General features: G+C 61.2%; 21 protein-coding genes and 1 pseudogene. 2 read left to right on the top strand and 20 right to left on the bottom strand.

Annotated features, from left to right (window positions below; translation table 11 throughout):
* Positions 1 to 121 precede the first annotated feature (121 nt).
* From ispG to Q8O29_RS00635, 8 genes are all read right to left on the bottom strand, one after another.
* Positions 122 to 1,396, bottom strand: coding sequence for a flavodoxin-dependent (E)-4-hydroxy-3-methylbut-2-enyl-diphosphate synthase (ispG, locus tag Q8O29_RS00670; RefSeq protein ID WP_305560130.1), 1,275 nt, complete (start codon positions 1,394 to 1,396; stop codon positions 122 to 124).
* Positions 1,396 to 2,376, bottom strand: coding sequence for a helix-turn-helix domain-containing protein (locus tag Q8O29_RS00665; protein ID WP_305560129.1), 981 nt, complete (start codon positions 2,374 to 2,376; stop codon positions 1,396 to 1,398). The genes ispG and Q8O29_RS00665 overlap by 1 nt, the downstream gene beginning before the upstream one ends.
* Positions 2,369 to 3,178 carry a type IV pilus biogenesis/stability protein PilW gene (pilW, locus tag Q8O29_RS00660; protein ID WP_305560128.1) on the bottom strand — a complete coding sequence of 270 codons (810 nt, stop codon included), beginning with the start codon at positions 3,176 to 3,178 and terminating at the stop codon, positions 2,369 to 2,371. Before pilW ends, Q8O29_RS00665 begins: the two co-directional genes overlap by 8 nt.
* Positions 3,175 to 4,320 (bottom strand): 23S rRNA (adenine(2503)-C(2))-methyltransferase RlmN, encoded by a 1,146-nt coding sequence (gene rlmN, locus Q8O29_RS00655; protein WP_305560127.1) that lies wholly within the window; start codon positions 4,318 to 4,320, stop codon positions 3,175 to 3,177. The genes pilW and rlmN overlap by 4 nt, the downstream gene beginning before the upstream one ends.
* A gap of 109 nt (positions 4,321 to 4,429) precedes the next feature.
* Positions 4,430 to 4,855, bottom strand: coding sequence for a nucleoside-diphosphate kinase (gene ndk, locus Q8O29_RS00650; protein ID WP_305560126.1), 426 nt, complete (start codon positions 4,853 to 4,855; stop codon positions 4,430 to 4,432).
* A 112-nt stretch (positions 4,856 to 4,967) separates the two neighbouring features.
* On the bottom strand, positions 4,968 to 6,620 hold the full coding sequence (locus tag Q8O29_RS00645) for a pseudouridine synthase (protein ID WP_305560125.1): 1,653 nt from the start codon (positions 6,618 to 6,620) through the stop codon (positions 4,968 to 4,970).
* A gap of 11 nt (positions 6,621 to 6,631) precedes the next feature.
* Positions 6,632 to 7,381 (bottom strand): SMC-Scp complex subunit ScpB, encoded by a 750-nt coding sequence (gene scpB / locus Q8O29_RS00640; RefSeq protein ID WP_305560124.1) that lies wholly within the window; start codon positions 7,379 to 7,381, stop codon positions 6,632 to 6,634.
* Positions 7,382 to 7,483: 102 nt separating this feature from the next.
* Positions 7,484 to 8,518 (bottom strand): RluA family pseudouridine synthase, encoded by a 1,035-nt coding sequence (locus tag Q8O29_RS00635; protein ID WP_305560123.1) that lies wholly within the window; start codon positions 8,516 to 8,518, stop codon positions 7,484 to 7,486.
* A 17-nt stretch (positions 8,519 to 8,535) separates the two neighbouring features.
* On the opposite strand from Q8O29_RS00635, the gene Q8O29_RS00630 reads away from it, so the two are divergent.
* Positions 8,536 to 9,360: an outer membrane protein assembly factor BamD gene (locus Q8O29_RS00630; protein ID WP_305560122.1), complete on the top strand. Its 825-nt coding sequence runs from the start codon at positions 8,536 to 8,538 to the stop codon at positions 9,358 to 9,360.
* On the opposite strand, the gene Q8O29_RS00625 is transcribed toward Q8O29_RS00630, so the two are convergent.
* Together Q8O29_RS00625 and Q8O29_RS00620 are read right to left on the bottom strand one after the other, a co-directional pair.
* Positions 9,323 to 11,329 carry an ATP-dependent DNA helicase gene (locus Q8O29_RS00625; protein ID WP_305560121.1) on the bottom strand — a complete coding sequence of 669 codons (2,007 nt, stop codon included), beginning with the start codon at positions 11,327 to 11,329 and terminating at the stop codon, positions 9,323 to 9,325. The genes Q8O29_RS00630 and Q8O29_RS00625 overlap by 38 nt on opposite strands.
* Complete coding sequence (locus Q8O29_RS00620; protein ID WP_305560120.1) at positions 11,329 to 11,532, bottom strand: DUF465 domain-containing protein; 204 nt, start codon at positions 11,530 to 11,532, stop codon at positions 11,329 to 11,331. Before Q8O29_RS00620 ends, Q8O29_RS00625 begins: the two co-directional genes overlap by 1 nt.
* Before the next feature lie 65 nt (positions 11,533 to 11,597).
* Between Q8O29_RS00620 and Q8O29_RS00615 the strand changes: the two genes are divergently transcribed.
* Positions 11,598 to 12,356, top strand: coding sequence for a PP2C family serine/threonine-protein phosphatase (locus tag Q8O29_RS00615; protein ID WP_305560119.1), 759 nt, complete (start codon positions 11,598 to 11,600; stop codon positions 12,354 to 12,356).
* 6 nt (positions 12,357 to 12,362) lie between these two features.
* On the opposite strand, the gene Q8O29_RS00610 is transcribed toward Q8O29_RS00615, so the two are convergent.
* The 10 genes and pseudogenes from Q8O29_RS00610 to soxY form a co-directional block, all read right to left on the bottom strand.
* Positions 12,363 to 13,007: a hypothetical protein gene (locus tag Q8O29_RS00610; protein WP_305560118.1), complete on the bottom strand. Its 645-nt coding sequence runs from the start codon at positions 13,005 to 13,007 to the stop codon at positions 12,363 to 12,365.
* Positions 13,004 to 14,101 carry a cell division protein ZapE gene (gene zapE / locus Q8O29_RS00605; RefSeq protein WP_305560117.1) on the bottom strand — a complete coding sequence of 366 codons (1,098 nt, stop codon included), beginning with the start codon at positions 14,099 to 14,101 and terminating at the stop codon, positions 13,004 to 13,006. Before zapE ends, Q8O29_RS00610 begins: the two co-directional genes overlap by 4 nt.
* 20 nt (positions 14,102 to 14,121) lie before the next feature.
* Positions 14,122 to 15,549 carry a dihydrolipoyl dehydrogenase gene (gene lpdA, locus Q8O29_RS00600; protein ID WP_305560116.1) on the bottom strand — a complete coding sequence of 476 codons (1,428 nt, stop codon included), beginning with the start codon at positions 15,547 to 15,549 and terminating at the stop codon, positions 14,122 to 14,124.
* A 10-nt stretch (positions 15,550 to 15,559) separates the two neighbouring features.
* Positions 15,560 to 16,837, bottom strand: a complete 1,278-nt coding sequence (gene odhB / locus Q8O29_RS00595; RefSeq protein ID WP_305560115.1) for a 2-oxoglutarate dehydrogenase complex dihydrolipoyllysine-residue succinyltransferase — start codon at positions 16,835 to 16,837, stop codon at positions 15,560 to 15,562.
* A 62-nt stretch (positions 16,838 to 16,899) separates the two neighbouring features.
* The gene (locus tag Q8O29_RS00590; protein ID WP_371134116.1) at positions 16,900 to 19,779 is read right to left on the bottom strand and encodes a 2-oxoglutarate dehydrogenase E1 component; all 2,880 of its coding nucleotides are present in this window, start codon (positions 19,777 to 19,779) and stop codon (positions 16,900 to 16,902) included.
* 468 nt (positions 19,780 to 20,247) lie between these two features.
* Positions 20,248 to 20,440 (bottom strand): annotated as a pseudogene (locus Q8O29_RS20320) (thiosulfohydrolase SoxB); the annotation flags it as partial.
* A gap of 147 nt (positions 20,441 to 20,587) precedes the next feature.
* Positions 20,588 to 21,235, bottom strand: a complete 648-nt coding sequence (soxX, locus tag Q8O29_RS00580; RefSeq protein ID WP_371134115.1) for a sulfur oxidation c-type cytochrome SoxX — start codon at positions 21,233 to 21,235, stop codon at positions 20,588 to 20,590.
* A 15-nt stretch (positions 21,236 to 21,250) separates the two neighbouring features.
* Positions 21,251 to 22,048 (bottom strand): sulfur oxidation c-type cytochrome SoxA, encoded by a 798-nt coding sequence (gene soxA, locus Q8O29_RS00575; protein ID WP_305560114.1) that lies wholly within the window; start codon positions 22,046 to 22,048, stop codon positions 21,251 to 21,253.
* Between the two features lie 46 nt (positions 22,049 to 22,094).
* A complete protein-coding gene (gene soxZ / locus Q8O29_RS00570) occupies positions 22,095 to 22,406 on the bottom strand; it encodes a thiosulfate oxidation carrier complex protein SoxZ (RefSeq protein WP_305560113.1) in 312 nt (103 codons plus the stop codon).
* A gap of 40 nt (positions 22,407 to 22,446) precedes the next feature.
* Complete coding sequence (soxY, locus tag Q8O29_RS00565) at positions 22,447 to 22,914, bottom strand: thiosulfate oxidation carrier protein SoxY (protein ID WP_305560112.1); 468 nt, start codon at positions 22,912 to 22,914, stop codon at positions 22,447 to 22,449.
* Positions 22,915 to 23,239: the final 325 nt, after the last annotated feature.

Here is a 23,239-nt window from a genome sequence, read left to right as displayed (position 1 = left end):
GGGTTTCTTATTGATCTTTTCGAAATACACGACAGTGAATTGGACGGTTCTCACCCTCGCCCTTTGGGAGAGGGCCGGGGTGAGGGATTGAGCGTTCCGACTGTCATGCGTTTTGAAACGCTCAATCAGCGGCTTGGGCGACTTGCGTGCCAAAGCGCTTTTCAATGTAATTTTCGACAATCACCCGGAACTCCTGCGCAATGCGGTCGCCGCGCAGAGTCACACTTTTTTCGCCGTCGATATAGACCGGCGCGGCCGGTGCTTCGCCGGATCCCGGCAAGCTGATGCCGATGTCGGCATGTTTGCTCTCGCCTGGCCCGTTGACGATACAACCCATCACGGCAACCTTGAGCTTTTCAACGCCAGGGTATTGTTCGCGCCAAACTGGCATCTGGGCGCGCAGGAAGTCGTCGATTTCTTTGGTCAGTTCCTGGAAGGTGGTGCTGGTGGTGCGGCCGCAACCGGGACAGGCCGTGACGCTGGGCACAAAGCTGCGAAGCCCCAGCGCCTGAAGGATTTCGGAGGCAATCAGGACCTCCTGCGTGCGCGCCTCGCCGGGTTGCGGGGTGAGCGACACACGGATGGTGTCGCCAATGCCCTCCTGCAGCAGCACCGCCAGCGCCACGCTGGAGGCCACCGTGCCTTTGGTGCCCATGCCGGCCTCGGTCAGGCCCAGATGCAGCGCGTATCGCGAGCGTTTTGACAGTTCGCGGTACACCGAGATCAGGTCCTGCACACCACTGACCTTGCACGACAGGATGATCTGGTTTTTATCCATGCCCATTTTTTCTGCCAGCATGGCGGAATCAATCGCCGAGGTAATCAGGGCCTCGTACATCACCTGTTTGGCGTCCCAGGGTTGGGGGCGGCGGCTGTTGTCGTCCATCAGGCTGCCCAGCAGTTCCTGGTCCAGACTGCCCCAGTTGACACCAATACGCACCGGCTTGTTCCAGCGAACGGCCGCCTCGATCATCTGACCAAACTGCCTGTCGTGTTTGTCGCCCTTGCCCACATTGCCGGGATTGATGCGGTATTTGGACAAGGCCTCGGCACACGCTGGATAATCCGTCAGCAGGCGGTGGCCGTTGTAGTGAAAATCGCCGACCAGCGGCACGTCAATGCCCATGCGATCTAGCTGCTCACGCACATAAGGCACAGCCTGGGCCGCTTCGGGCGTGTTGACGGTGATGCGAACCATCTCCGAGCCAGCCAGAGCGAGCTCCTTGACCTGGATGGCGGTACTGATCGCATCGACGGTGTCGGTGTTGGTCATGGATTGCACGCGCACCGGCGCATCGCCGCCCACCGTGACCACGCGCGAGCCCCAGACCACCCGCGCCTGCGAGGACACACGTGCCTTGGGCGCAGCCGATTCCACCGGTAGACAGGCGGCCACTATTTCACCTCGAAACGTGCGACGTTGTCTTTGGCAACCGCGCCCAGATCGAAGGGACGGCCACGCACCTGCACCTGGGTGGCATCGACCCGGCCGACCACGGCTGCCAGCGGCAGGACGCCCGAGGCACTGGCTGCCTCACCGGCGGCCAGCGTGCGACGCAACACCACCAACCCTTTGGCATCGGTGACTTCAACCCAGGATTGCCCTTTGGCCGTGAACATGATGATGCCATTGGCTGCCGCCGGTGCTTGTGCTTGCGCAGTTGTGGCGGCCGGTGCCTCGACGGGACTCGCAGCCGGCATTAAAAGCGTGGCACCTGCCGACAAACCGGGGGCCATCGCAGGCGCGGCAGACATGACACCCACCGCAGCCGCCGGGCTTTCCGGCACCGCGGGGCTGGGGCTTTGCTGCACTTGCGCGGGAGCCGCAGCGACTCTGACCGGCGCCGATTGTGGAGCGGGCGCAGAGATGCCGGCCAGGGGCAGGACCGCCATCTCCTGCTGCTGAACAGCCGGCAAAAAAATCAGTACCAGCGCACCCAGCAACAGCAGCAGCCCTGCCAGAACCGCCGGCCGGGACACCTGCGCCCACAGGGAGGGGCCAGGTCCATCACTCGGGGAGCGAAATGGTGTGTTGATGCTGGTCTGCTGGTAAACAAGGCGCGGCTTGCCGGTTTGTGGCAAAAGCGCCAGCACCTGGCCCGCATCCATTTTGAGTGTGCGGCAAACGCTTGACGCCAGTGCACGCACAAAAACCGCATCGGGTAACAAGTCCAGCCGATCAGCCTCAAGTGCTTCGAGTTTTTTCACCGGTACCTTCAGCGCGACGGCCAGGGCAGCAATGTGCAGGCCAGCCGCCTCGCGCGCCTGCCTGAGCAGGGTTCCAGCGCTTTCGGCAGGCGCTGGAGATTCGTCTCGCGGAGACGCCGCCAGCGGCATGTCGGAGCGGCCTGACCCTTGGCCATCAAATTCACTCATTGAAGGCCCCTTTGTCATAAGCTGCTGCCTCGCGCGACCCACCGTAGCGTTTTTTCAGCTGGTCCGCCAACTGCAACATGGCTTCGCGGTTACCCAGGCTGCGCTCCACCTTGATACCCAGCCAAAGCGTTTCAGCCCTGGCCAAGTCGCTGTTGTTGACGCGACGGATGTAAAACTGTGCCCGCGACAAGTCGCCGCGCTGAAAAAGCGCCCTGGACAGGTGGTAGGCAGTGATCGGGTTCCCGGCATCGAGCTCATAGGACTGCGACAGGCTACGCTCACCTTCGGCCATCTGGCCAGCACTGATCTGGCAAATGCCTTGTGTCATCAGTGTTTTAGCCTGCCCTCCGTACTGGGGCATGGCGATAGCGCGACCAAACAGCGTGATTGATTCGCCGTACCGGTTTTGTTGGCAGAGCAGCCAGCCATAGTTGTGCAGCACGTCTCCGTCGCGGGGATTCAGCGCCATGGCTTTGCGAAAGCTGTCTTCGGCCAGCGCACTGTCGTTCATGCGCATGTAGACCAGGCCGCGCAGGTTGTGGGCATCGGCAAAGGTCGGGTCGGCGGCCAGCGCCTGCTTGAGTTCATCCAGCGCCACATTGGTCTGGCCCTGCTGGAAATAATTGGCGGCAAGTTCCAGGCGAATGCGCGCGCGCTTGCGGCCATCTGTTTCGTCCGACTCGGTCATGATCTCGGCGCGCCCGCCGGGCCCCCACGCGGCGCCCGGATTGGCGGCACAGCCGGCCATCAGCACGGCCACCCAACAGACGCAAAGCCAGATCACGCCACGGACAAGCTTCATACACCGACCTCCCTGGAAACTACCTTGATGCCCTTGAGCATACCCTGCCGCTGTGACGCCATGCGTTGTTGTACTCCGGTGCGGTCCTGCACGTCGCCGGCCAGTTGACCGCAAGCCGCATCAATATCGTCGCCGCGCGTCTTGCGCACCGTGGTCACCATACCCGCATCGATCAGGATTTTCGCGAAAGCCATCACCTGCGGCATGCTGGAGCGTTTCAGTCCCGAAGCAGGGAACGGGTTGAACGGAATCAGGTTGAACTTGCACGACAGACCGCTCACCGAATGTTTTTGCATCAAATCCACCAGTTGCTGAGCGTGTTCGGCCTGGTCGTTGACGCCATCGAGCATGCAGTATTCAAAGGTGATGAAGTCGCGGGGTGCGGCGCTCTGATAACGGCTGCAGGCATCGAGCAACTCTGCAATCGGGTATTTTTTGTTGAGCGGCACCAGGTTGCTGCGCAGGGCGTCTTCCGGCGCGTGCAGCGACACCGCCAAGGCCACCGGACAATCCTGAGCAAGACGATCCATCATGGGCACCACGCCCGAAGTCGATACGGTCACGCGCCGGCGCGACAGCCCGTAGGCATGGTCATCCAGCATGACGCGCAAGGCCGGCAGTAGCTGCGAATAGTTCTGCAGCGGCTCGCCCATGCCCATCATCACGACGTTAGAAACCACCCGCTCGCTCCGGCCCAGGTGCTGGCGCAGGAAGTGCTCGGCAAACCAGAGCTGGCCAGTAATCTCGGCAGTGCTCAGGTTGCGGCTAAAGCCTTGGTGGCCGGTAGAGCAAAAGCGGCAACCGACGGCGCAGCCCGCCTGCGAGGAAATGCACAGGGTGCCGCGGTCGGACTCGGGAATAAAAACCGTCTCGATCACATCGCCGGCACCGACATCGAACAGCCACTTGATGGTGCCGTCGGCTGAATCGTGGCGTGACACCACCTTCAGGCTCTGGATATGGGCGGAAGCGGGAAGTTTTTCACGCAGCGACTTCGCGAGATCGGTCATCTGATCGAAATTTGTTGCGCCTTTTTGGTGAATCCAGCGAAAAAGCTGGGTGGCACGGAAGCGTTTTTCTCCGAGCCCTTCGCAAAAGGCCGCCAGCCCTTCCAGATCGTAATCAAGCAGGTTGGCGGTCATTTTGTGAAAGCCCGGACGTCAACCACACGCCGCGAGGGGCCGCCCCAAGCAAGCGACGGCTCCCCTGGGGGGCAGCGCAGTCAGCGAAGCGACAAGCGTGGGGGCCATTTCAGCGGGAGTAGATGTTCATGCCCGCGAAGAAGAAACTGATCTCCACTTGGGCAGTTTCAACGGCGTCAGAGCCGTGCACGGCGTTGGCATCAATGCTGTCGGCAAAGTCCGCGCGGATAGTTCCAGCGGCGGCTTTCTTCGGATCCGTCGCACCCATCAGATCGCGGTGTTTCAGGATCGCGTTCTCACCTTCCAGCGCGGAAATCATGACCGGGCCGGAAATCATGAAGGTAACCAGGTCCTTGAAAAACGGGCGCTCTTTGTGCACGGCATAAAAAGCCTCGGCTTCGCCGCGCGACAGGTGGGCCATGCGGGCAGCCACCACTTTCAGGCCAGCGGCCTCGAAACGTGCGTAGATTTGACCAATGACATTTTTTGCCACGGCATCGGGTTTGATGATGGAGAGAGTGCGTTCGATCGCCATGAGATTTCCTTAACCTTGATTTTCTAGGATTTATTCAAATCGAATAAAGCCCCTGATTTTAACCTGCCGCCAATCGCCCCGGTCGGCAAATGCGTGTGGCGGAAGTGGGGATTCAGCGGTTTCCGCCCCGGTTGCCACCGCCATTGCTCCGATTGCCACCACCCCGGTTTCCACCGCCACCGCCACCTGCGCCGCCGCGCCGCTGGCCGGTACCACCACCTCCGCCGCCCCCACCTCCAGCGGGACCATTGCCCCCGCCGCGCCGCTGGCTCTGGGTCTGGGTCTGGGTCTGACGCTGGCGGGTAAAGGTTTCAGCACCGATGTAGCCGAAGGAAGTTTTCATCGGGTCGGGCTGCGCACCGCCGGGCCCTTTGTCGGCACGGTCGCTGCGACCACCACCGTCGTCGCGGCGGCGCTGGCCCTGACCTGGATTGCCACCGAAATTTCCCGGCGGGCCGGAACGCGGGGCAGCGCCACCGTTGCCATTACCTGGCCCACGGCCCTTGCCGCCGCGACGCCGGTTGGCATCACGCGGCGCGTCGTTGCGGGGCATTGGCGGCTGGAACTCATGGGGCCCCGGCTCCTCGCCATCGTCCTGGCCGGATGCAGGTGGTTGCGCCGGCGGTCGGGCCGCTCCGGCATCCGTGCGCCCTCGCCCACCGCGCGACCTGTCGTTGCCGCGTGGGCCGCGTGCGAGGCGGGACTCACCAGCGCCGTCTCCGGCTTCAGTCGGCGTTTTCGGTCCGCGCGGGTCGGCGCGCGATTCCGAACGGCCGACCGCACTGGTCAGTGCCCAGATGTCACGCTCGTCAAGCTCCACAAAAGCACCCCGCTTGAGGCCGCGCGGCAGCACCACGGCGCCATAACGGATGCGGATCAGTCGGCTGACGGCGTGGCCTACAGCTTCGAACATACGGCGGACCTCGCGGTTGCGTCCTTCGGAGATCGTCACCCGGTACCAGCAATTGGCGCCTTCGCCGCCGCCAGCCTCGATGGTGCTGAACTGGGCCAGCCCGTCGTCGAGCTGCACGCCGTCGAGCAGGCGTTTCTTTTCTTCGTTGTTCAGGGCACCCAGGACCCGAACCGCGTACTCGCGCTCCAGGCCGAAACGCGGGTGCATCAGCTTGTTGGCCAGCTCGCCGGAGCTGGTCAGCAGCAGCAGGCCTTCGGTATTCAGGTCGAGCCGCCCGACCGACTGCCATTTGCCCTGGAACAGCTTGGGCAGCTTGCGAAACACCGTGGGCCGGTTCTGCGGGTCGTCGTGCGACACCACCTCGCCGGAAGGCTTGTGGTAGGCGATCACGCGGGGCGGTGGCGGGTCGATCCGCACCCGAATCGGCTTGCCATTGACCTTGACCGTGTCACCGAACTGGATGCGCTGGCCGATGTGGGCCGGCTCGGCATTGACCGAAATCCGCCCCTCCAGGATCAGTTGCTCCATTTCGAGCCGCGACCCCAGACCGGCCTGGGCCAGCACCTTGTGCAACTTCGGCGTTTCGGGCTGGGGCAACAGCACGCGTTTGGCCAGTTCCACCGCGACATCTTCCTCGTCGGCGTCGAATTGGCCCGTCACTACGTCATCGAAGCGGTTCGCTGGCGCGCCTGATGGCGGGGCCTGACGGGATGGCTCGGCCTGGTTTGCAGTGATCTCATCCGCTATCAAATCAGGAGCTTCTTGCGCTTTCTGGCTATGGGCTGGAACCCTGTTTGATTCTTCAATCTGGGGGGCCGGAACGGCCGGAGCCGGATTGTCGTTGGGGTTCATGAGGGGGCCGTTCAGGCGTGGGAATCAGGAGATGCCTGGCCGCTGGCCGGGGCTTCCTGCAAGCTGTCAAAGTCTGCCGGCTCGGCAGGGCTGGCTGCGGCCAACGCCGCCTCTGTCTCGTTGGGGCGTTCGGTTTCTATGCCTCCATCGCCAGGGACATGCGCCGGCGCTTCCAGCGCGAGGGTGTCGTCACCAGCGGGCGGACCCGCCAGGCCGAATTCGATCTGCTCCAGCATGGACGCCTGGCCAGCCGTGCTGTCCATGGCCGGCAGTTGGTCCAGCGATTCAACACCAAGGTCATCGAGGAACTGCCGCGTTGTCGCGTACAGGCCAGGGCGTCCCACGGTTTCGCGGTGCCCGATCACTTCCACCCAGCCGCGGTCCTCAAGTTGCTTGAGGAGCAGGCTATTGATGGTCACCCCGCGGATGTCCTCCATGTCGCCGCGCGTCACCGGCTGGCGGTAGGCAATGATGGCCAGCGTTTCGAGCGTGGCGCGGGTGTAGCGCGGCGGCTTTTCAGGATGCAGGCGGTCCAGGAATTCGCGCATGTCGGGACGGCTCTGGAAACGCCAGCCGGTGGCCACATGGACCAGTTCCACGCCACGCCCGGACCAGTCGTTTTGCAGGTCCTCAAGCAGCAGCTTCACGGTGTCGGTCGTCAGCGCCCCGTTGAACAAAACACCCATGTCGCGCACAGGCAGCGGCTGCTGCGCGCAAATCAGTGCCGTTTCGAGGACGCGCTTCGCATCCGTCGTATTCATGGTCTTGGTTCCGAAAGTAGTCGAGGTCGAGGCGCCTGGCAGCGCAGTTCACATTCATGCGCAAGCACTCATCAGTGCGCGCCATGTGCGGGTAGCAGAAAACTACTGGCTTTGATTGTATCCCAGCCCCGCGCTGGCCACGGTGGCCGCCAGATCAGCAGGCAGCGGCGACAGGAACTCCAGCGCCGCATGGGTCACGGGATGCTCAAAAGCCAGTCGGCAAGCGTGCAAGGCCTGGCGCCCCAGCCCGGCAACGGGCTTTCCACCATAAACCTCGTCCGCCACCAGTGGATGACCGATAGACGCCATATGCACCCGGATCTGGTGAGTGCGGCCCGTCTGTAACTTGCAGCGCACCAGGCAAAACCCGCCGGCGCTGCCCAGCCTGAAGATACCTGTGGACGCCGTCTTGCCGGAATTTCGCTCGAGGTCCACGACGGCCATGCGCAGCCGGTTGCGCGGATCGCGGCCTATCGGTTCGTCCACCTGGCGCGCGGCCGGCCCCTGCCAGTCGCCGTGGGCCAGCGCCAGGTACTCGCGGCTGACTGTTCTGGCCGCAATCATGGCCACCAGCTGATCCATCACCTGGCGCTTGCGCGCCACAACCATCAGGCCGCTGGTGTCCTTGTCCAGCCGGTGCACGATGCCGGCGCGCGGCAACAGACTGGCTTGAGGATCACGGGCCAACAGGCCATTGAGCAGCGTACCGCTCCAGTTGCCAGGCGCCGGGTGCACCACCAGCCCTGCCGGCTTGTTGACGACCAGCAGATGCTCATCTTCAAACACGATCTCCAACGCCATGGTTTCAGGTTTGAAGGCCTGGCTTTGCGGCGTGGGCTTGAGTTCGACCTGCAACGTGTTGCCGGCCTTCACACGCGCCGATGATTTGGTGACCGTCACGCCATTGAGCCGCACCGCCCCGGCCTCGATCAATTGCTGCAGATAACTGCGGGAAAACTCAGGCACGGCCTGTGCGAGTGTTCGGTCCAGTCGCTCGCCGTGGCTGCCCACGGGAACCACGACTTCACGCAACTCGAAGGCGACACCGGTCTCCAGTTCGTCGGCGATCTCGTCAGACAGCTCTTCACCGGCATTGGCGCTCGATATAATCAATTTGCTTTGTTCAGAATCAGTCATTAACAGGATCAATTGCGATGTTTTCCACCAAATTATCGGTTGTTCCCCCCACACCCTCTTTTGGGGCAGCCCTGGTGGCCTGCCTTGTTGTGCTGTCCGGCTGTTCCTCGACAGCCGTCAAAGACCCGACAGCCGCCTGGAGCCCGAACAAGATTTATGCGGAAGCACGGGATGAAGCAAACTCCGGTGCTTACGACAAGGCCATTCCGCTGTTTGAAAAGCTCGAAGGCCGGGCCGCTGGTACGCCGCTGGCCCAGCAGGCGCAGCTTGAAAAAGCTTATGCCCAGTACAAGGGTGGCGAGCAGGCCCAGGCCCAGGCCACGCTGGACCGGTTCATGAAACTGCACCCGGCCAGCCCGGCGATCGACTACGCCCTGTACCTCAAGGGCCTGGTGACCTTCAACGAAAACCTGGGCCTGTTCAGTTTTCTGTATCGACAGGATTTGTCGGAGCGTGACCAGAAAGCCGCCAAGGAGTCATTCGATGCGTTCAAGGAGCTGGCCAATCGTTTTCCAGACTCCAAGTACGCTGCCGATGCACGCTTGCGCATGACCTACATCGTCAATTCGCTGGCGCAGTATGAAGTCCATGTGGCGCGCTACTACTACACCCGCGGCGCCTACATTTCGGCCATCAACCGCGCGCAGACCGCTCTGACCGACTACCGCGACGTGCCGGTGCTGGAAGACGCGCTGTTTATCCTCTACAAATCCTACGATGCCCTGGGCATGGCCCAGTTGCGCGATGACGCCAAACGCGTGATGGAAAAAAGCTACCCGCAGAGTGAGTATCTGACCAAGGGTTTCAGATCGGTGGAGACGCCGTGGTACCGCTTCTGGTAAGCAGGTCCAGCCGTTCGTTCAGTTCGTCTTCTGATGCCAGCCTCTGCATCGCAGGCAGGGCCCGCAGCAGGCGCTTGCCGTAACCCATGATGGCCAGGCGGCTGTCACAAATCACCAGTACCCCCTGATCGGTCTCGCGGCGGATCAGCCGGCCTGCCCCCTGCTTGAGCGCCACCGCCGCTTCCGGGAGGAAATAGTCGTTGAAGGCGCTTTTGCCGTCCGACTCCAGCGCCCGCGATTTCGCTTCCACCATGGGATCATTGGGCGGCGGAAATGGCAACTTGTCGATGATCACCAGTTGCAGCGCCTCGCCCGGCACGTCGATGCCCTCCCAAAACGACGCAGACGCGACCAGCACACAAGCCCGGCCACCGCCACTGTCGCCCTGACGGAAGCGTTCAATCAGCATACGTTTGGGCATCGCACCTTGCACCAGCACCTCGATATCACTCACACCGTCGAAAGCCGCCTGCAACGCGTCACCGATGGCGCGCAGGGCGCGCAAGGTGGTGGTCAGTACCATCGTGCGCCCGCCCAGCCGGCGCGCCCAGTTCGCCGCCGCTGCTGCCACAGCCCCCGTATGTGCAGGGTCGCCCGGTTTGGGAAAGTTGCGCGGGACATAAAACGCGGCCTGCCGTGCATAGTCGAACGGGCTGCCGATGCGCAGCACCGTCGCCTGCGTCAGCCCGCAAGGCTCGGTGAACCAACTCAGGCGCTCGTCATCCCCGAGGGTCGCGGAAGTGAATATCCAGGACTTCGCGGCCGCCTGGTCGTCCGTGAACACCCGTTCCTGGATGGCCTTCGCAATGTCCAGCGGCGACTCCACCAGGCGCAACTGCGTCCCCACGTCCAGCCAGCGGACCCCGCCCGGCTCCGGCGGGGCTGAAAAGGCCTGCGCACGTTCTGCCAGCTCAAGCGCGCGCTCATGCAGACGCACAAAGTCGGGCGCAATTTCAGTGACGCTTTCCAGGGCTTCGCACGCAGCCTGCAGCGAGGTGCCGAGGGCGACCATCGCAGTTGACCACTCGCCGGCGTTCAGCCCTTCCGGCACAGCATCGTTCCAGCGCAGCTTGGTGCCCGGATACGCCTTGCCCACGGACAGACGCAGATCGCGGGCAGCGTGCTCGGTGGCGCCCGACAAGGCCTGCCAATCCGCCAGACCACGCGCCAGTTGCAAGCCGGTGGCCAGCATGTCGCGCGAAACATCGAGCAATTGGCCTGTCGAGAGGTTCTTGCCCAGAAACTGCACCCCGGTTTCGTTGAGCTGATGCGCTTCGTCAAAAATGGCGATGCGCACCGAGGGCAGTAGCTCGGCCATGCCCGACTCGCGCACGGCCAGATCGGCAAAAAACAGATGGTGGTTGATCACCACGACATCCGCTGCCAGCGCCTCGCGGCGCGCCTGATTGACGTGACAGCCGCGAAACTGCGGGCATTGCGAACCCAGACAATTTTCGCGTGTGGAGGTCACCCAGGGAATCACCGGAGATCGTTCGTCCAGGCCCGGCAGCTCCGCCAGGTCACCGGTAGCGGTGCCTTGCGCCCACTTCTCCACCTTCGCGAGTGCGCCCAGCGAGGTGCGCTCGGAAAAACTGACATCATGGCGAGCCATCTCCATGCGGTGCAGGCACAGGTAACTGCTGCGTCCCTTCAGCAAGGCTGTGCTGACAGGTATACCCAAGACCTTGACCAGCGTCGGCAGATCGCGCCCGAACAACTGGTCCTGCAGCGCCTTGGTGGCGGTCGACAACAACACGCGTTCACCACTGAGCAGCGCCGGTACCAGGTAGGAAAAAGTCTTGCCGACGCCGGTGCTTGCTTCAACCACCAGCGGGTACGCCCCTTCAATGGCTTGCGCCACAGCAAGCGCCATCTCGGTCTGTCCGCTGCGGGGAACGAAGTGCTCGGTGGTGCGCGACAACACACCTTCAGGGGCGAAGGCCGCCAGGACTTGGGATGCCAGATTCATCAGGCAGGTTCGGGGGGGTCCAGCGACATCTCGAGTTGGGCGATCTGGTCCCGCAGCAGCAAGCGCCGCTTTTTCAGGCGCCTGAGCATCAGCTCATTGATTGGAATGGCATGCGAGGTGACGTCCACCAGGGCATTGAGGTCTGCATGTTCGATTTTGAGATCAATCAGACGGCGCTCCGGGGAGTGTAGATTTATGTCCAAGGTTTTTATCCGCGCGGGCTGCTTCGTCTGATAATACGTCGATTACGGAGATATATCGAGTCAAGATGTCCAAAGGTTATCGAATCACCGCGTCCACCGGTATCCACAAGGGAGATCGCGACTACCAGCAGGACCAGGTTGCCCTGCTCAGCCATCCGCGCATTGCCGGCTGCATGCTCGGCATCGTGGCTGATGGCATGGGCGGACGCAGCGGCGGGCGCAAGGCATCGGACCAGGTCATGATGACCGCCAAGCAATTGTTTGAGCGTTATGCACCGGCCAGCGATGATGCGCCTTTCATGCTCAAGCAATTGGTGGAAGAAGCACACACCGTCATCAAGCTGACCGCCATTTCCGCCGAACAGGAGCCGCACAGCACGCTTGCCGCGTTTCTGATCAACCCCGCCGGCGATTGCCACTGGGTGCATGCCGGCGATTCGCGTGTCTATCATTTTCACGGCGCCAAAATGGTCACGCGGACCATCGACCACTCATACGTACAAACACTGGTGGACAAGGGCGAGATCAGCGAAGACGAAGCCAACGTCCACCCGCAGTCCAATATCCTGATGGGCTGCCTGGGAACCGAAGAAGGCCCGCCCGTCACCCAGCATTTCATACCGCAGTTGCGCCCCGGAGATTCATTGATCGCCTGCAGCGACGGGGTGTGGCATTACTTCAGCCCCAACGAAATGGGTTCTGCCCTGTCCATGCTATCACCGCGCGAAGCGACGGAATTTTTGATTCAAAAAGCCCGTTCTCGCGCCCATGGGGGCGGTGACAACCTGTCGCTGGTCATCGTCAAGCTCGAAGCCCTCGAATAACGCCGCCTATTGCGGGGTGGGCAATGATTTGGCCGGCGCTTTGGTCTGCTCGCGCTGCTTTTGGTCGCGGCTGGCTTTGCGCTCTTTCACCTCCTGCTGCTTGTCGTTGTATTTTTCGACTTCGTCAGCAATGGCGGCTTTCTTGTCTGCGCGGGCTTGCGCTCTTTCCTGAGAGCCCTTGGCCCGGTTCGCGGCATCTGCGGCATTGAGCGCTTCGTTTTGCTTCAGGATACCCCGCTCGTCGGCCTTTTGCTGCGTGCGCTCTGCACGTTCCCGCGTTTTCTGCAAGGCTTGGGTGCGACGCTCAGCGGCCTGCGCCTGGGCTTCGGCGGATGATTTTTCCTCTGTTTTCTGAATCTGGGTGGCAGCCTTTTCCTTGCGCTCCCGGTCATTGAGAGCAACCTCCTGCTGCCGCAACAAAGCCATGGCTTCACGCCGGCGCGGCTGAATCTCCTTGAGGCAACTGTTGGTAAAGAATTTTTTGTAACAAGCGGCTTCTTCCACGTCGAAGCCGGCTTCCAGCGTGAGCCTTTCGGTGTTGATGCGATCGCGCTCCTTTTGCGTAGCTGCGGAAAAAAGGTCTTCCCGGGGCTGCGCCGCAGCCATGAGACTGAATGTCAGCGTAAGCAGCGAAAGAAGTATTTTTTTCATGTCAGGGTGGTATCTACGTCTCGCCGTTCCAATGCCAGAAATTCCGCAGACTGCATCTCATTGAGCCTCGAAATCGTACGGGGAAACTCATGGGCCAGGGGACCCTCGGTGTACAACGCCTCAGGCATCACCTCCGCCGACATGATGAGTTTGACCCGGCGGTCGTAAAGCACATCCACCAGCCAGGTAAAGCGCCGGGCCTCAGAAGCCATGCGCACCGGCATGTAAGGTACATCACTGAGCAACACAGTGTGGAACTGGGTGGCAATCTCAAGGTAGTCGTTTTGTGAACGGGGTCCACCACACAGGGTCTTGAAGTCGAACCACACGACACCTCCTGCCTTGCGTCTCGCATGGATCTGGCGCGACTCGATCTGCAACACGGGGGATTCATCCTGGGACTCGGCCAGGCGTTCAAAAGTTTCCTTCATTTCGGCATCGGCCTGCGGTCCAAGCGGCGTGTGGTACAGCCGGACCTGCTCCAGCGTGCGTCGCCGGTAGTCCGTGCCGTTGTCCACGCTCAGCACGTCCAGGTTTTCCTTGAGCAGCTCAATCGCCGGAAAAATACGCTCCCGGTGCATGCCGTTGGGATAGAGGTCGTCAGGATGAAAGTTGGAAGTGGTGACAAAACCGACCCCGTTGTCGAACAAAGCCGTCAGCAACCGGTGCAGGATCATGGCATCCGTGATGTCGGCAACATGAAACTCATCAAAACAGATCAGCCGGTAACGCTGTGCAATGCGTTTGCCCAGTTCGTCCAGCGGATTGGCCATGCCCTGCAGGTCGCGCAGCTCGCGGTGCACCTCCCGCATGAACTCGTGAAAATGCAGCCGCGTCTTGCGCTTGAGCGGAACCGCGTTGTAAAAGCAGTCCATTAAGAAGCTTTTGCCGCGTCCCACCCCACCGTGCATGTAGACCCCCTGCGGGATGTCGGGCCGGTTGATCAGTTTTTTCAGCGGATTGGAGCGTTGTTCCTTGAACGCTGCCCACTCGCTGGCGCAGCGTTCGAGGGCTTCAACCGCGCGCAACTGCGCCGGGTCGCTGGTGTAGCCCCGTGTCTTCAGCTCAGACGCATACTCCGAAGTAACGGACATCGTGGCCTTGACCAGCGTGCTCAGAAATTCAAGGTGCGTTTATCAACGGCCAGGGCCGCTTCCTTGGTCGCTTCACTGAGCGAAGGATGGGCATGGCAGATTCTGGCAATGTCTTCTGAGCTGGCGCGGAACTCCATGGCCACCACACATTCGGCGATCAGTTCACTGGCCATGGGGCCGACGATGTGCACGCCCAGAATTTCGTCGGTGGCGGCGTCAGCCAACATCTTGACCATGCCAGTGGTGTCACCCAGCGCGCGCGCCCGGCCGTTGGCCATGAAGGGAAAGGTGCCCGCCTTGTAGGCACGGCCTGCGGCTTTGAGCTGCTCCTCGGTCTGACCCACCCAGGCAATCTCGGGGTTGGTGTAAATCACCCAGGGGATGGTGTTGAAATTGACATGGCCGTGCTGGCCCGCAATACGCTCAGCAACCGCCACGCCCTCTTCTTCCGCCTTGTGCGCCAGCATCGGGCCACGCACCACATCACCGACCGCCCAGACGTTGGGTAAGTTGGTTTTGCAGTCGCCATCGACCACAATGGCGCCGCGCTCATCAAGCTTCAGGCCGACGGCGTCAGGTGCCAGGCCCATGGTGTTGGCAACCCGGCCAATGGACACAATCAGTTTGTCAACCTCCAGCGCCTGGGCTTCACCCCTGGCATTGGTCCAGGCCACAGAAACGCCCTTCTTGCCGGTCTTGATCTCGCCCACTGTCGCACCGAGTTCGATTTTCAGACCCTGCTTGACGAAGGCCTTGTGCGCTTCTTTGGCAATCTGCTGATCGACTGCGCCCAGAAAGGTGGGCAAACCCTCCAGCACCGTCACTTCAGCGCCCAGACGGCGCCAGACCGAACCCATCTCCAGGCCGATCACGCCGGAGCCAATCAGGCCGAGTTTTTTCGGGACAGCAGCTATGCGCAATGCGCCGTCGTTCGACAGGATGTTTTCCTCATCAAACGGTGTGCCGGGCAAGGCACGCGCACTGGAACCGGTGGCGACGATGATGTGTTTGCCGGCAATGGTTTCTTCGGCGGCGCCAGCCACCTTGATGTCGTACAGGCCATCTTTTGCTGCGGTAAAAGAGCCACACCCGTGGAAAAAAGTGACCTTGTTTTTCTTGAACAGGTAAACAATGCCGTCGTTGTTCTGCTTGACCACGGTGTCCTTGCGGGCCACCATCTTCGCCACATCCAGACCCAGGCCCTTGACCTCGATGCCGTGCTCGGCAAAGTGGTGGCTGGCATGGTCGTAATGCTCGGATGACTGGAGCAAAGCCTTGGACGGAATGCAACCGACGTTGGTGCAGGTGCCGCCCAGGGCCGGGCCGCCCTTGGCGTTTTTCCATTCGTCGATACAGGCCACGTTGAAACCCAGCTGGGCGGCACGGATGGCAGCAATGTAGCCACCGGGGCCGCCGCCGATGACGACCACGTCAAATTGTTTGGACATGCGTGGCTCCTTAGATGTCAAACAACAAACGGGCCGGATCTTCCAGCGCTTCCTTCATCGCCACCAGGCCAAGCACGGCTTCGCGGCCGTCGACGATGCGGTGGTCATAACTCATGGCCAGGTAGTTGATCGGGCGCACCACGATCTGGCCGTTTTCGACCACTGCTCGGTCCTTGGTCGCGTGCACGCCCAGGATGGCCGACTGGGGCGGGTTGATGATGGGGGTGGACAGCATGGAGCCGAACACACCGCCATTGGAAATCGAGAAGGTGCCGCCGGTCATCTCTTCGATGCCGAGCTTGCCGTCACGCGCCTTGGCGCCGTACTCGGCAATTTTCTTTTCAATGTCGGCAAAACTCATCTGGTCCGCATTGCGCAAGATGGGCACCACCAGGCCACGTGGCGAGCCAACGGCGATGCCGATGTCGAAATAACCGTGGTAAACGATGTCGTTGCCGTCCACCGAGGCATTGAGCACCGGGTATTTCTTGAGCGCATGCACGGCCGCCTTGACGAAAAAGCTCATGAAACCAATCTTGGTGCCGTGCTCTTTTTCGAACTTTTCCTGGAAGCGTTTGCGCATCTCCATCACCGGCGCCATGTTGACCTCGTTGAAGGTGGTCAGGATGGCGTTGGTCGATTGCGATTGCAACAGGCGCTCGGCGATGCGTGCGCGCAGACGGCTCATGGGCACGCGTTGCTCCGGCCGATCGCCCAGGTCACCGGCCTTCGCTGGCGCCGCCACTTGAGGCAAAGAAGTGGTTGGAGCCCCCGTTGGTATTGCGCTGGCAGCTATTGATTTAGGAGCGGATGAGGTGCCGGCAGCAACCGCGCCCAGCACATCGCCCTTGGTGACACGGCCGTCCTTGCCAGTGCCGACCACCGAGCCAGAAGCCAGCTGGTTATCGGCCAGCAGCTTGGCGGCGGCGGGCATCGCCACGCCGGCCATGCTGCCGCCACTTGCGACCGGGGCAGGTACCGGCGCCGAGGGCGTTGCCGGCGCAGGCGCTGCGGCAGCCGCTGCGGGCGCAGCAGCCGCCACCTTGCCTTCGGTATCGATCCGGGCGATCAATTGCTCGGCAGTGACCGTGCCGCCATCGGCCACCAGGATTTCGGACAACACGCCGGCGACAGGGGCCGGCACTTCCAGCACCACCTTGTCGGTTTCGATCTCGATCAGGATTTCGTCAATGGCGATGGAGTCGCCAACTTTTTTCTTCCACTGCAGCATGGTCGCTTCGGCGACGGACTCGGATAGCTGGGGGACTTTGACTTCTACGGTAGCCATGTAAATTCTTTCGGTATGTGGGAGATTGACCAGGCACGCGCCCCGGGGCGCGCGGCCGGTTCTTATTTGGTCAGGAGGAATCCTTTGAGCTTGCCGAAGGCGCCGTCCACCAGCGCCTTCTGCTGCTCCTGGTGCAGGTGCGAATACCCGACCGCCGGCGAAGCAGAGGCCGCGCGGCCTGAATACCCCAGCTTCTGGCCCTCTGACATGTTCTCGTGGATGTAGTGCTGGACAAAGAACCACGCGCCCTGGTTTTGAGGCTCGTCCTGGCACCACACCACCTCGGTAAGGTTGGGGTACTTCTTGAGTTCGCCGGCAAACGCCTTGTGTGGGAAAGGATAAAGCTGCTCAACGCGCAGGATGGCGACGTCGTCCATGCTTTTTTCTTCGCGCTTTTTGGCCAGGTCGTAATAGACCTTGCCGGAGCAGGCAATCACGCGCTTGACCTTGTCGGCCTTAAGCGTACCGCTGTCAGGGATCACCGTCTGGAAGCTGCCCTTGGTGAACTCGCTCAGTGGCGAAGTGGCGTCCTTGTTGCGCAGCAGCGACTTGGGCGTCATGATGATCAGCGGCTTGCGCAGGTTGCGCACCATCTGGCGGCGCAGCACGTGGAATATCTGCGCAGCCGTGGTTGGCTGCACCACCTGCATGTTGGTGTCGGCAGATAGCTGCATGAAGCGCTCCAGGCGCGCAGAGCTGTGCTCCGGACCCTGGCCTTCGTAGCCGTGCGGCAGCATCAGGGTGATGCCGTTGACGCGGCCCCACTTCACTTCGCCCGAGGCGATGAACTGGTCGATCACGACCTGCGCACCGTTGACGAAGTCGCCGAACTGGGCTTCCCAGATCACCAGCGTGTTCGGGTCGTTGGACGCATAGCCGTATTCGAAAGCCAGTACGGCTTCCTCGGACAAGATGGAGTCGATCACCACAAACGGCGCCTGGTTGTCGGCGACGTTTTGCAGCGGCACGTAGGTGCCGGTGTCCCATTTTTCGCGGCTCTGGTCGTGAATGACCGCGTGTCTATGGGTGAAGGTGCCACGGCCGCAATCTTCGCCCGACAGGCGCACCGGGTAACCGCTGGCCACCAGCGAGGCAAACGCCATGTGCTCCCCCATGCCCCAGTCCACCGGAATGTCGCCACGGCCCATGGCCGCGCGGTCGTCATAGACCTTCTTGACAAGCTGGTGCGCGGTCACAGTGGCGGGAATAGTGCTGACTTTTTCGGCCAGGCGTTTCCATTCGGCCATCGGGATGGCGGTGTCGCCGGCGTCGGTCCATTTCTTGCCGAGGTAAGGACTCCAGTCCACCGCGTAGTTGCTCTTGAAGTTGGTCACCACCGGATCGAAGGTGCTCTTGCCGGCGTCCAGCGCGGCGCGCACCGCCTTGACCATGTCGTCGCCCAGCGTCTCGCCCATGCCCTGGGCCGACAGTTTGTCGGCGTACAGCCTGCGGGTGCCGGGATGCTGGGCAATCTTCTTGTACATCAGCGGCTGGGTCAGCGCTGGTGTGTCTTGCTCGTTGTGGCCGAGCTTGCGGAAACAGATGATGTCGACCACGACGTCTTTCTGGAATTCCATGCGGAACTCGAGTGCCCACTGGGTCGCCAGCACCACCGCCTCAGGGTCATCGCCATTGACGTGTAACACCGGCGCTTCAATCATCTTGACGACGTCGGTGCAATACAGCGTCGAGCGGCTGTCGCGCGGGTCACTGGTAGTGAAACCGATCTGGTTGTTGATCACGATATGCACCGTGCCGCCAGTGGAGTAACCACGCGTTTCGGCCAGCGCCAGCGTTTCCATCACTACGCCCTGCCCCGCAAAGGCGGCGTCGCCGTGCACCAGCACCGGCAGCACCTGTAGGCCCTTGGGGTCGGCGCGGCGGTCCATGCGGGCACGCACCGAGCCTTCGACCACCGGGTTGACGATCTCGAGGTGGGAGGGATTGAAAGCCAAGCTCAGGTGCACCGGGCCACCGGGCGTGGTCACGTCCGAGCTAAAGCCCTGGTGGTACTTGACGTCTCCGCTGGGCAGGTCTTCCGGCGCAGTGTGATCAAACTCGGCAAACAGGTTGGCCGGCACCTTGCCCAACGAATTGACCAGCACGTTCAACCGGCCGCGGTGCGCCATGCCAATCACAATTTCCTTGATGCCGATGCTGCCGCTGCGCTGGATCAGCTCGTCCATGCTGGCGATGAAACTTTCACCGCCCTCGAGCGAGAAACGTTTCTGGCCAACGTATTTGGTGTGGAGAAAACGCTCCAGGCCCTCAGCCGCACTCAGGCGGTCCAGGATGTGAAGCTTTTTTTCCTTGGTGAAATTGGGCTTGCTGCGAATGCTTTCAAGCTTTTGTTGCCACCAGCGCTTCTGGTTCTGGTCGGTCATGTACATGTACTCGGCGCCAATCGTGCCGCAGTAGGTCTCGCGCAGTGCATTGAGCAGCTCGCGCAGGCTCATGGTGTCTTTGCCGAAGAAGGTGTTGCTGGTGTTGAACACCGTTTCCTGGTCGGCATCGCTGAAACCGTAAAACGACGAATCCAACTCGGGAATGTTGTCGCGCTCGGCACGTTTGAGCGGGTCCAGGTCGGCCCAGCGGGCGCCGACATTGCGGTAGGCGGCAATCAGTTGCTGCACGGCCGTGCGCTTGCGGCCCATTTCGGAGTCAGCGCCGCTGGCAACCACGACCCTGGTCTGGCCCTGCTTGGCGCGCTCGGCAAAGGCATTGACGACCGGCAGGTGCGGCACGTCCTTGGCATTGCTGCCATCGACGGCGGGTACGTTTTGCAGGGCGTCGAAATACTCGCGCCAGTTGTCAGGCACGCTGCCGGGGTTGGCGAGATAGTTTTCGTACAGCTCTTCGACATAGGGCGCATTGCCGCCGAAGAGATAGGTGTTGCCTTGATAGGCCGAATAGACGGACGATGCCGCCGGCAGAGAACTCATGACGCTGACCTCCGTTTCCCTTGAGGAAACATTAGCTGACCACAACAAGATGTGGCTGGTTGATTAACCTTCCGCGAGCACGGCTTGACCGATTTGCGGATGCGACTGTGGCAAGGAAGGGCCTTCAGAAACAGGATCGATTGTGCCACCGAATACCCCCACGACGAAACCCGGACCACCACAAAGGCGTCCGGGTTTTGTCACGAAGCCGTCAAACAGGCTGCAACTTGCCGTGTCTCAGGCCAGGCCGGGATTGCCGGCCACGCCGACCAAGGTGAGCACATTGAGTTTGGGCGGTTTGATGATTTTTTTGGCCCGCAGGTAGCTCTCGACAAGCCCCCAGGCCAGCGGTCCCGCATTTTTGCTGGCCTCGATCAACTGGCCCTTCAGACGCCTGTTCTGGATGCGTGAACCCATCTTCGCGCCGGGCTCGCAGGTGTAGGTCAATCCGCCGACCCGCACCATGTCGCCCAGATTGACCGAGGGCTCCCGAAAATAAGACGGCATCAACTGCGCATGGCAGTCGGTCATGTGCAGCAAATGCACATTTGCCCGAGCGCGGCACCTCGTTCAGGTTGGCGGCTTGCGCCGCGTTGGCGCTGTGGTGCATGGGAAAGCCGGCAGCCATCACGGAGGAAAACTCGCGGCGAGACAGATTCATGGCGCTGCCTATCCTGCCCGGCCCGGCACGCCAGGCATGTATGAAAAGTACTATTAATTTGATAGCTGTTCACGCCCGCTGCTTATGGGCTAGAGGCCGAAATGACTCTTACTCTTACTCTTAACTCACTCGTGAGTCACTCGCTAATCATTTGTTGACAGGTGATGCCGGATCCAGCAGCAGCGCCATCACATGCCGCAATTGGGCTTCGTTAAGGATGCCGGCATGACCAAAGCGCGGCATGCCGGAGCAGGCGTTGTAGGCCTTGGCATTCCACAGTTTGCCCCAGGTGTAGTCGACGATGGGCTTGCTGGCCGCCGCCGCCGGGTCCGCCACACCACGCAGCTTGCCGTAGTTGTACAGGCTCGGTCCGATGGAGCCGAAAGACAGCTCTTCTTTGCTGATCTGGTGGCAGTTGTAGCAACTGCCACCATTGGCCGAGCCGGGCTGGTCGCTCCATGTCATGCCACGGCCGTTTTGGGCAATTTTTTCGCCTTCTTTCCAGTCGCCGATGAATTTGCCATCCGTGGGCATCTTCACGGTTTTGAGGTTGGCTTCCTCGATGGATTTGGCCAGCTTGTCGTCCAGCGCCGCGCCCTGCGCTTCCGAGCAGTTCTTGTTGGAGGCGTCCTGGTCCAGCCAGGCGGTTTTGGCGATGCCCTGGTCCCGGAACGAAGACTTTAGCACTTTTTGCGTCGCGTCGGTCACATCTTGCGGTGAAGGACCGGTAGCGCAACTGGCCAGCAGCACCGTCAGTGCCAGCAAACCTGTTTGTTTGTGGGTTTTTTTCATCATGATGTTCTACTCCTTTCAACGCTTGAGGGCTGGCGCGGTGGAAACACCACCCTTGCCGTTCACGCCCATGTACACGCCAAGCGCGATAGTCACGTCCGAGGCATAGCCGGGAAACGGGAAGCGCTGCTGGCGGTAGCAATCATTCAGGCGCCGCTGCATGCTCCAGAGGTCGCCGCTGGACACACGGTAGGCCGGCCAGGCGCCGAAACCGTCGCCGGCGCCGGGGTTCTTGGTCAGGTTGGGCAGGTCCTGCAGGCGCACACGTTTGTTGTCTTCACCATGGCAGGAGGCGCAGGAAAAGTCATAGGGCCCGGCGCGCTGGTAAAACACCTGCTTGCCGACCGCATACATCAATTTTTCCTGAGAGTGGGCCTGCGGCAGGTTGAACTTCATGCCGCGCGATTCGCCGGAAATAAAAGCCACCAGCGACTCCATGGTTTTTTGCTCGTCACGGCCGAAAGGTGTTTTGGCAATGGTTGCGGCACTGAAGCCTTGCAGGACTTCCATGCAGGTCAACAGGCGCGACTCCAGGTCCTGTACCCGAGCTGTATCAGCAAAGTAGCGCGGCAGCTCGACGAAAGCGCCTTTGGTGACACCGGGCCCCTTGCCCAGGTCGCACTGAGCGAAGCTGGCGTTTTTGGGGCCACGGGCCTGTTTCCACAAGGCCTCGCCTTTGGCTTCGAAAAGCTCGGCCGGGTTGCCGTCGGCGAGCATGGCCCGGTATTCGGCAATGCCCTCGGCCGTGGCTTTTTGCGCTGCAGCCAGCATGGGCAGCAAACCCAGGACAAACAATCCCACCAGTTTCAATTTCATCGTGCGCTCCTCGTGTTTTTTTTCAGATTGTAACTGTCGCGAAATCTCAGGAGATCACAGCTTCGTCACTGCGTTTTTCGCCTTTGTTGTCAACCCAGTTGACAATGATTTTTTCACCGGCCTTGGCGCCCTTGAAGCTGAACTGCATGAACGGGTTTTTAGAGACCGCCGGGCCCCACTGCGCATTCATCACGGTTTTGCCGTTGTGGGTGGCGCTGATGGTCTGAATGAACCAGGCCGGCACGGTTTTGCCCGACACGTCCTTGCGCTGGCCGCTTTCCATCTCGTGGCTGACCAGCACACGCACCGTGGTTTTATCGCCTTGGGCCTGGGCCCGAATTCTCATTGGATCTGACATGTCGTATTCCTTTCAATCTTGATCGGGTATTGCGACTGGCTTAACCGCCGCAGCCGCCGAGGGTGACCTTGACTTCCTTCACCGCATAGAAGAATTTGTCGCCGGCCTTGGCCAGCGCGTACACGTTGGACGACTGCCCCATCTTGACGTTGGTTGACACGTTGGCGTCGGTGCCTGCGGGAATGTCGAACAGCGCGGCCAGTACACTCGGGTTTTTCTCGACCACCAGCGCAACTTGCGTGGTGCCAGCGATATTGCTCTGGGCACCCACGCGCACCACGCTGCCGTTTTCGGCAATTTCTGGCGCTTGCAGGATCAAGTCTTTACTTTCAATCGGCGCAGCAGTCGCGCCCATGGCCTTGGCGGCTTCGGCCAGCGACTTGCTGTCAAAAGCCAGTTTGTTCCAGGCTGCAGCGGTTTGTGCGTGAGCCGACGACAGACCAGCAGACGCGGCCAGCGCAAGCGCGGTGGCACCGGATCCGGTGGCTAGGAAATGACGACGTTCCATGGTCTGAACTCCTTTGGATACAACTTCAGTTTATTAATACTTTGAACACGATTGGACACAAAAACATCGGCTGCGACCAGGGTGTTTATCCCGAGCCTGCAGCACCGCGCATTGCCTTGTGATGGTTAAAACTCAAACGCCAGCCATTGGACAAGTCAAGCGGACTCCGCCTCCGTCAGGGCTTGTGATCTTGCCCCTGTTTTCCGTACTCCTTAAGCCACCATTATGCGGACTTCCTGTCTTGCTGCTGGGCCGCGATCCAGCGTTGCTCAAACGTCATGGGACTGACATAGCCCAACGTCGAGTGCAATCTCTTGTGGTTGTA

Source organism: Polaromonas sp. (genome assembly GCF_030689685.1).
Taxonomy (GTDB): Bacteria; Pseudomonadota; Gammaproteobacteria; order Burkholderiales; family Burkholderiaceae_C; genus Polaromonas.
This window is presented reverse-complemented; position numbering and strand designations above follow the sequence as displayed.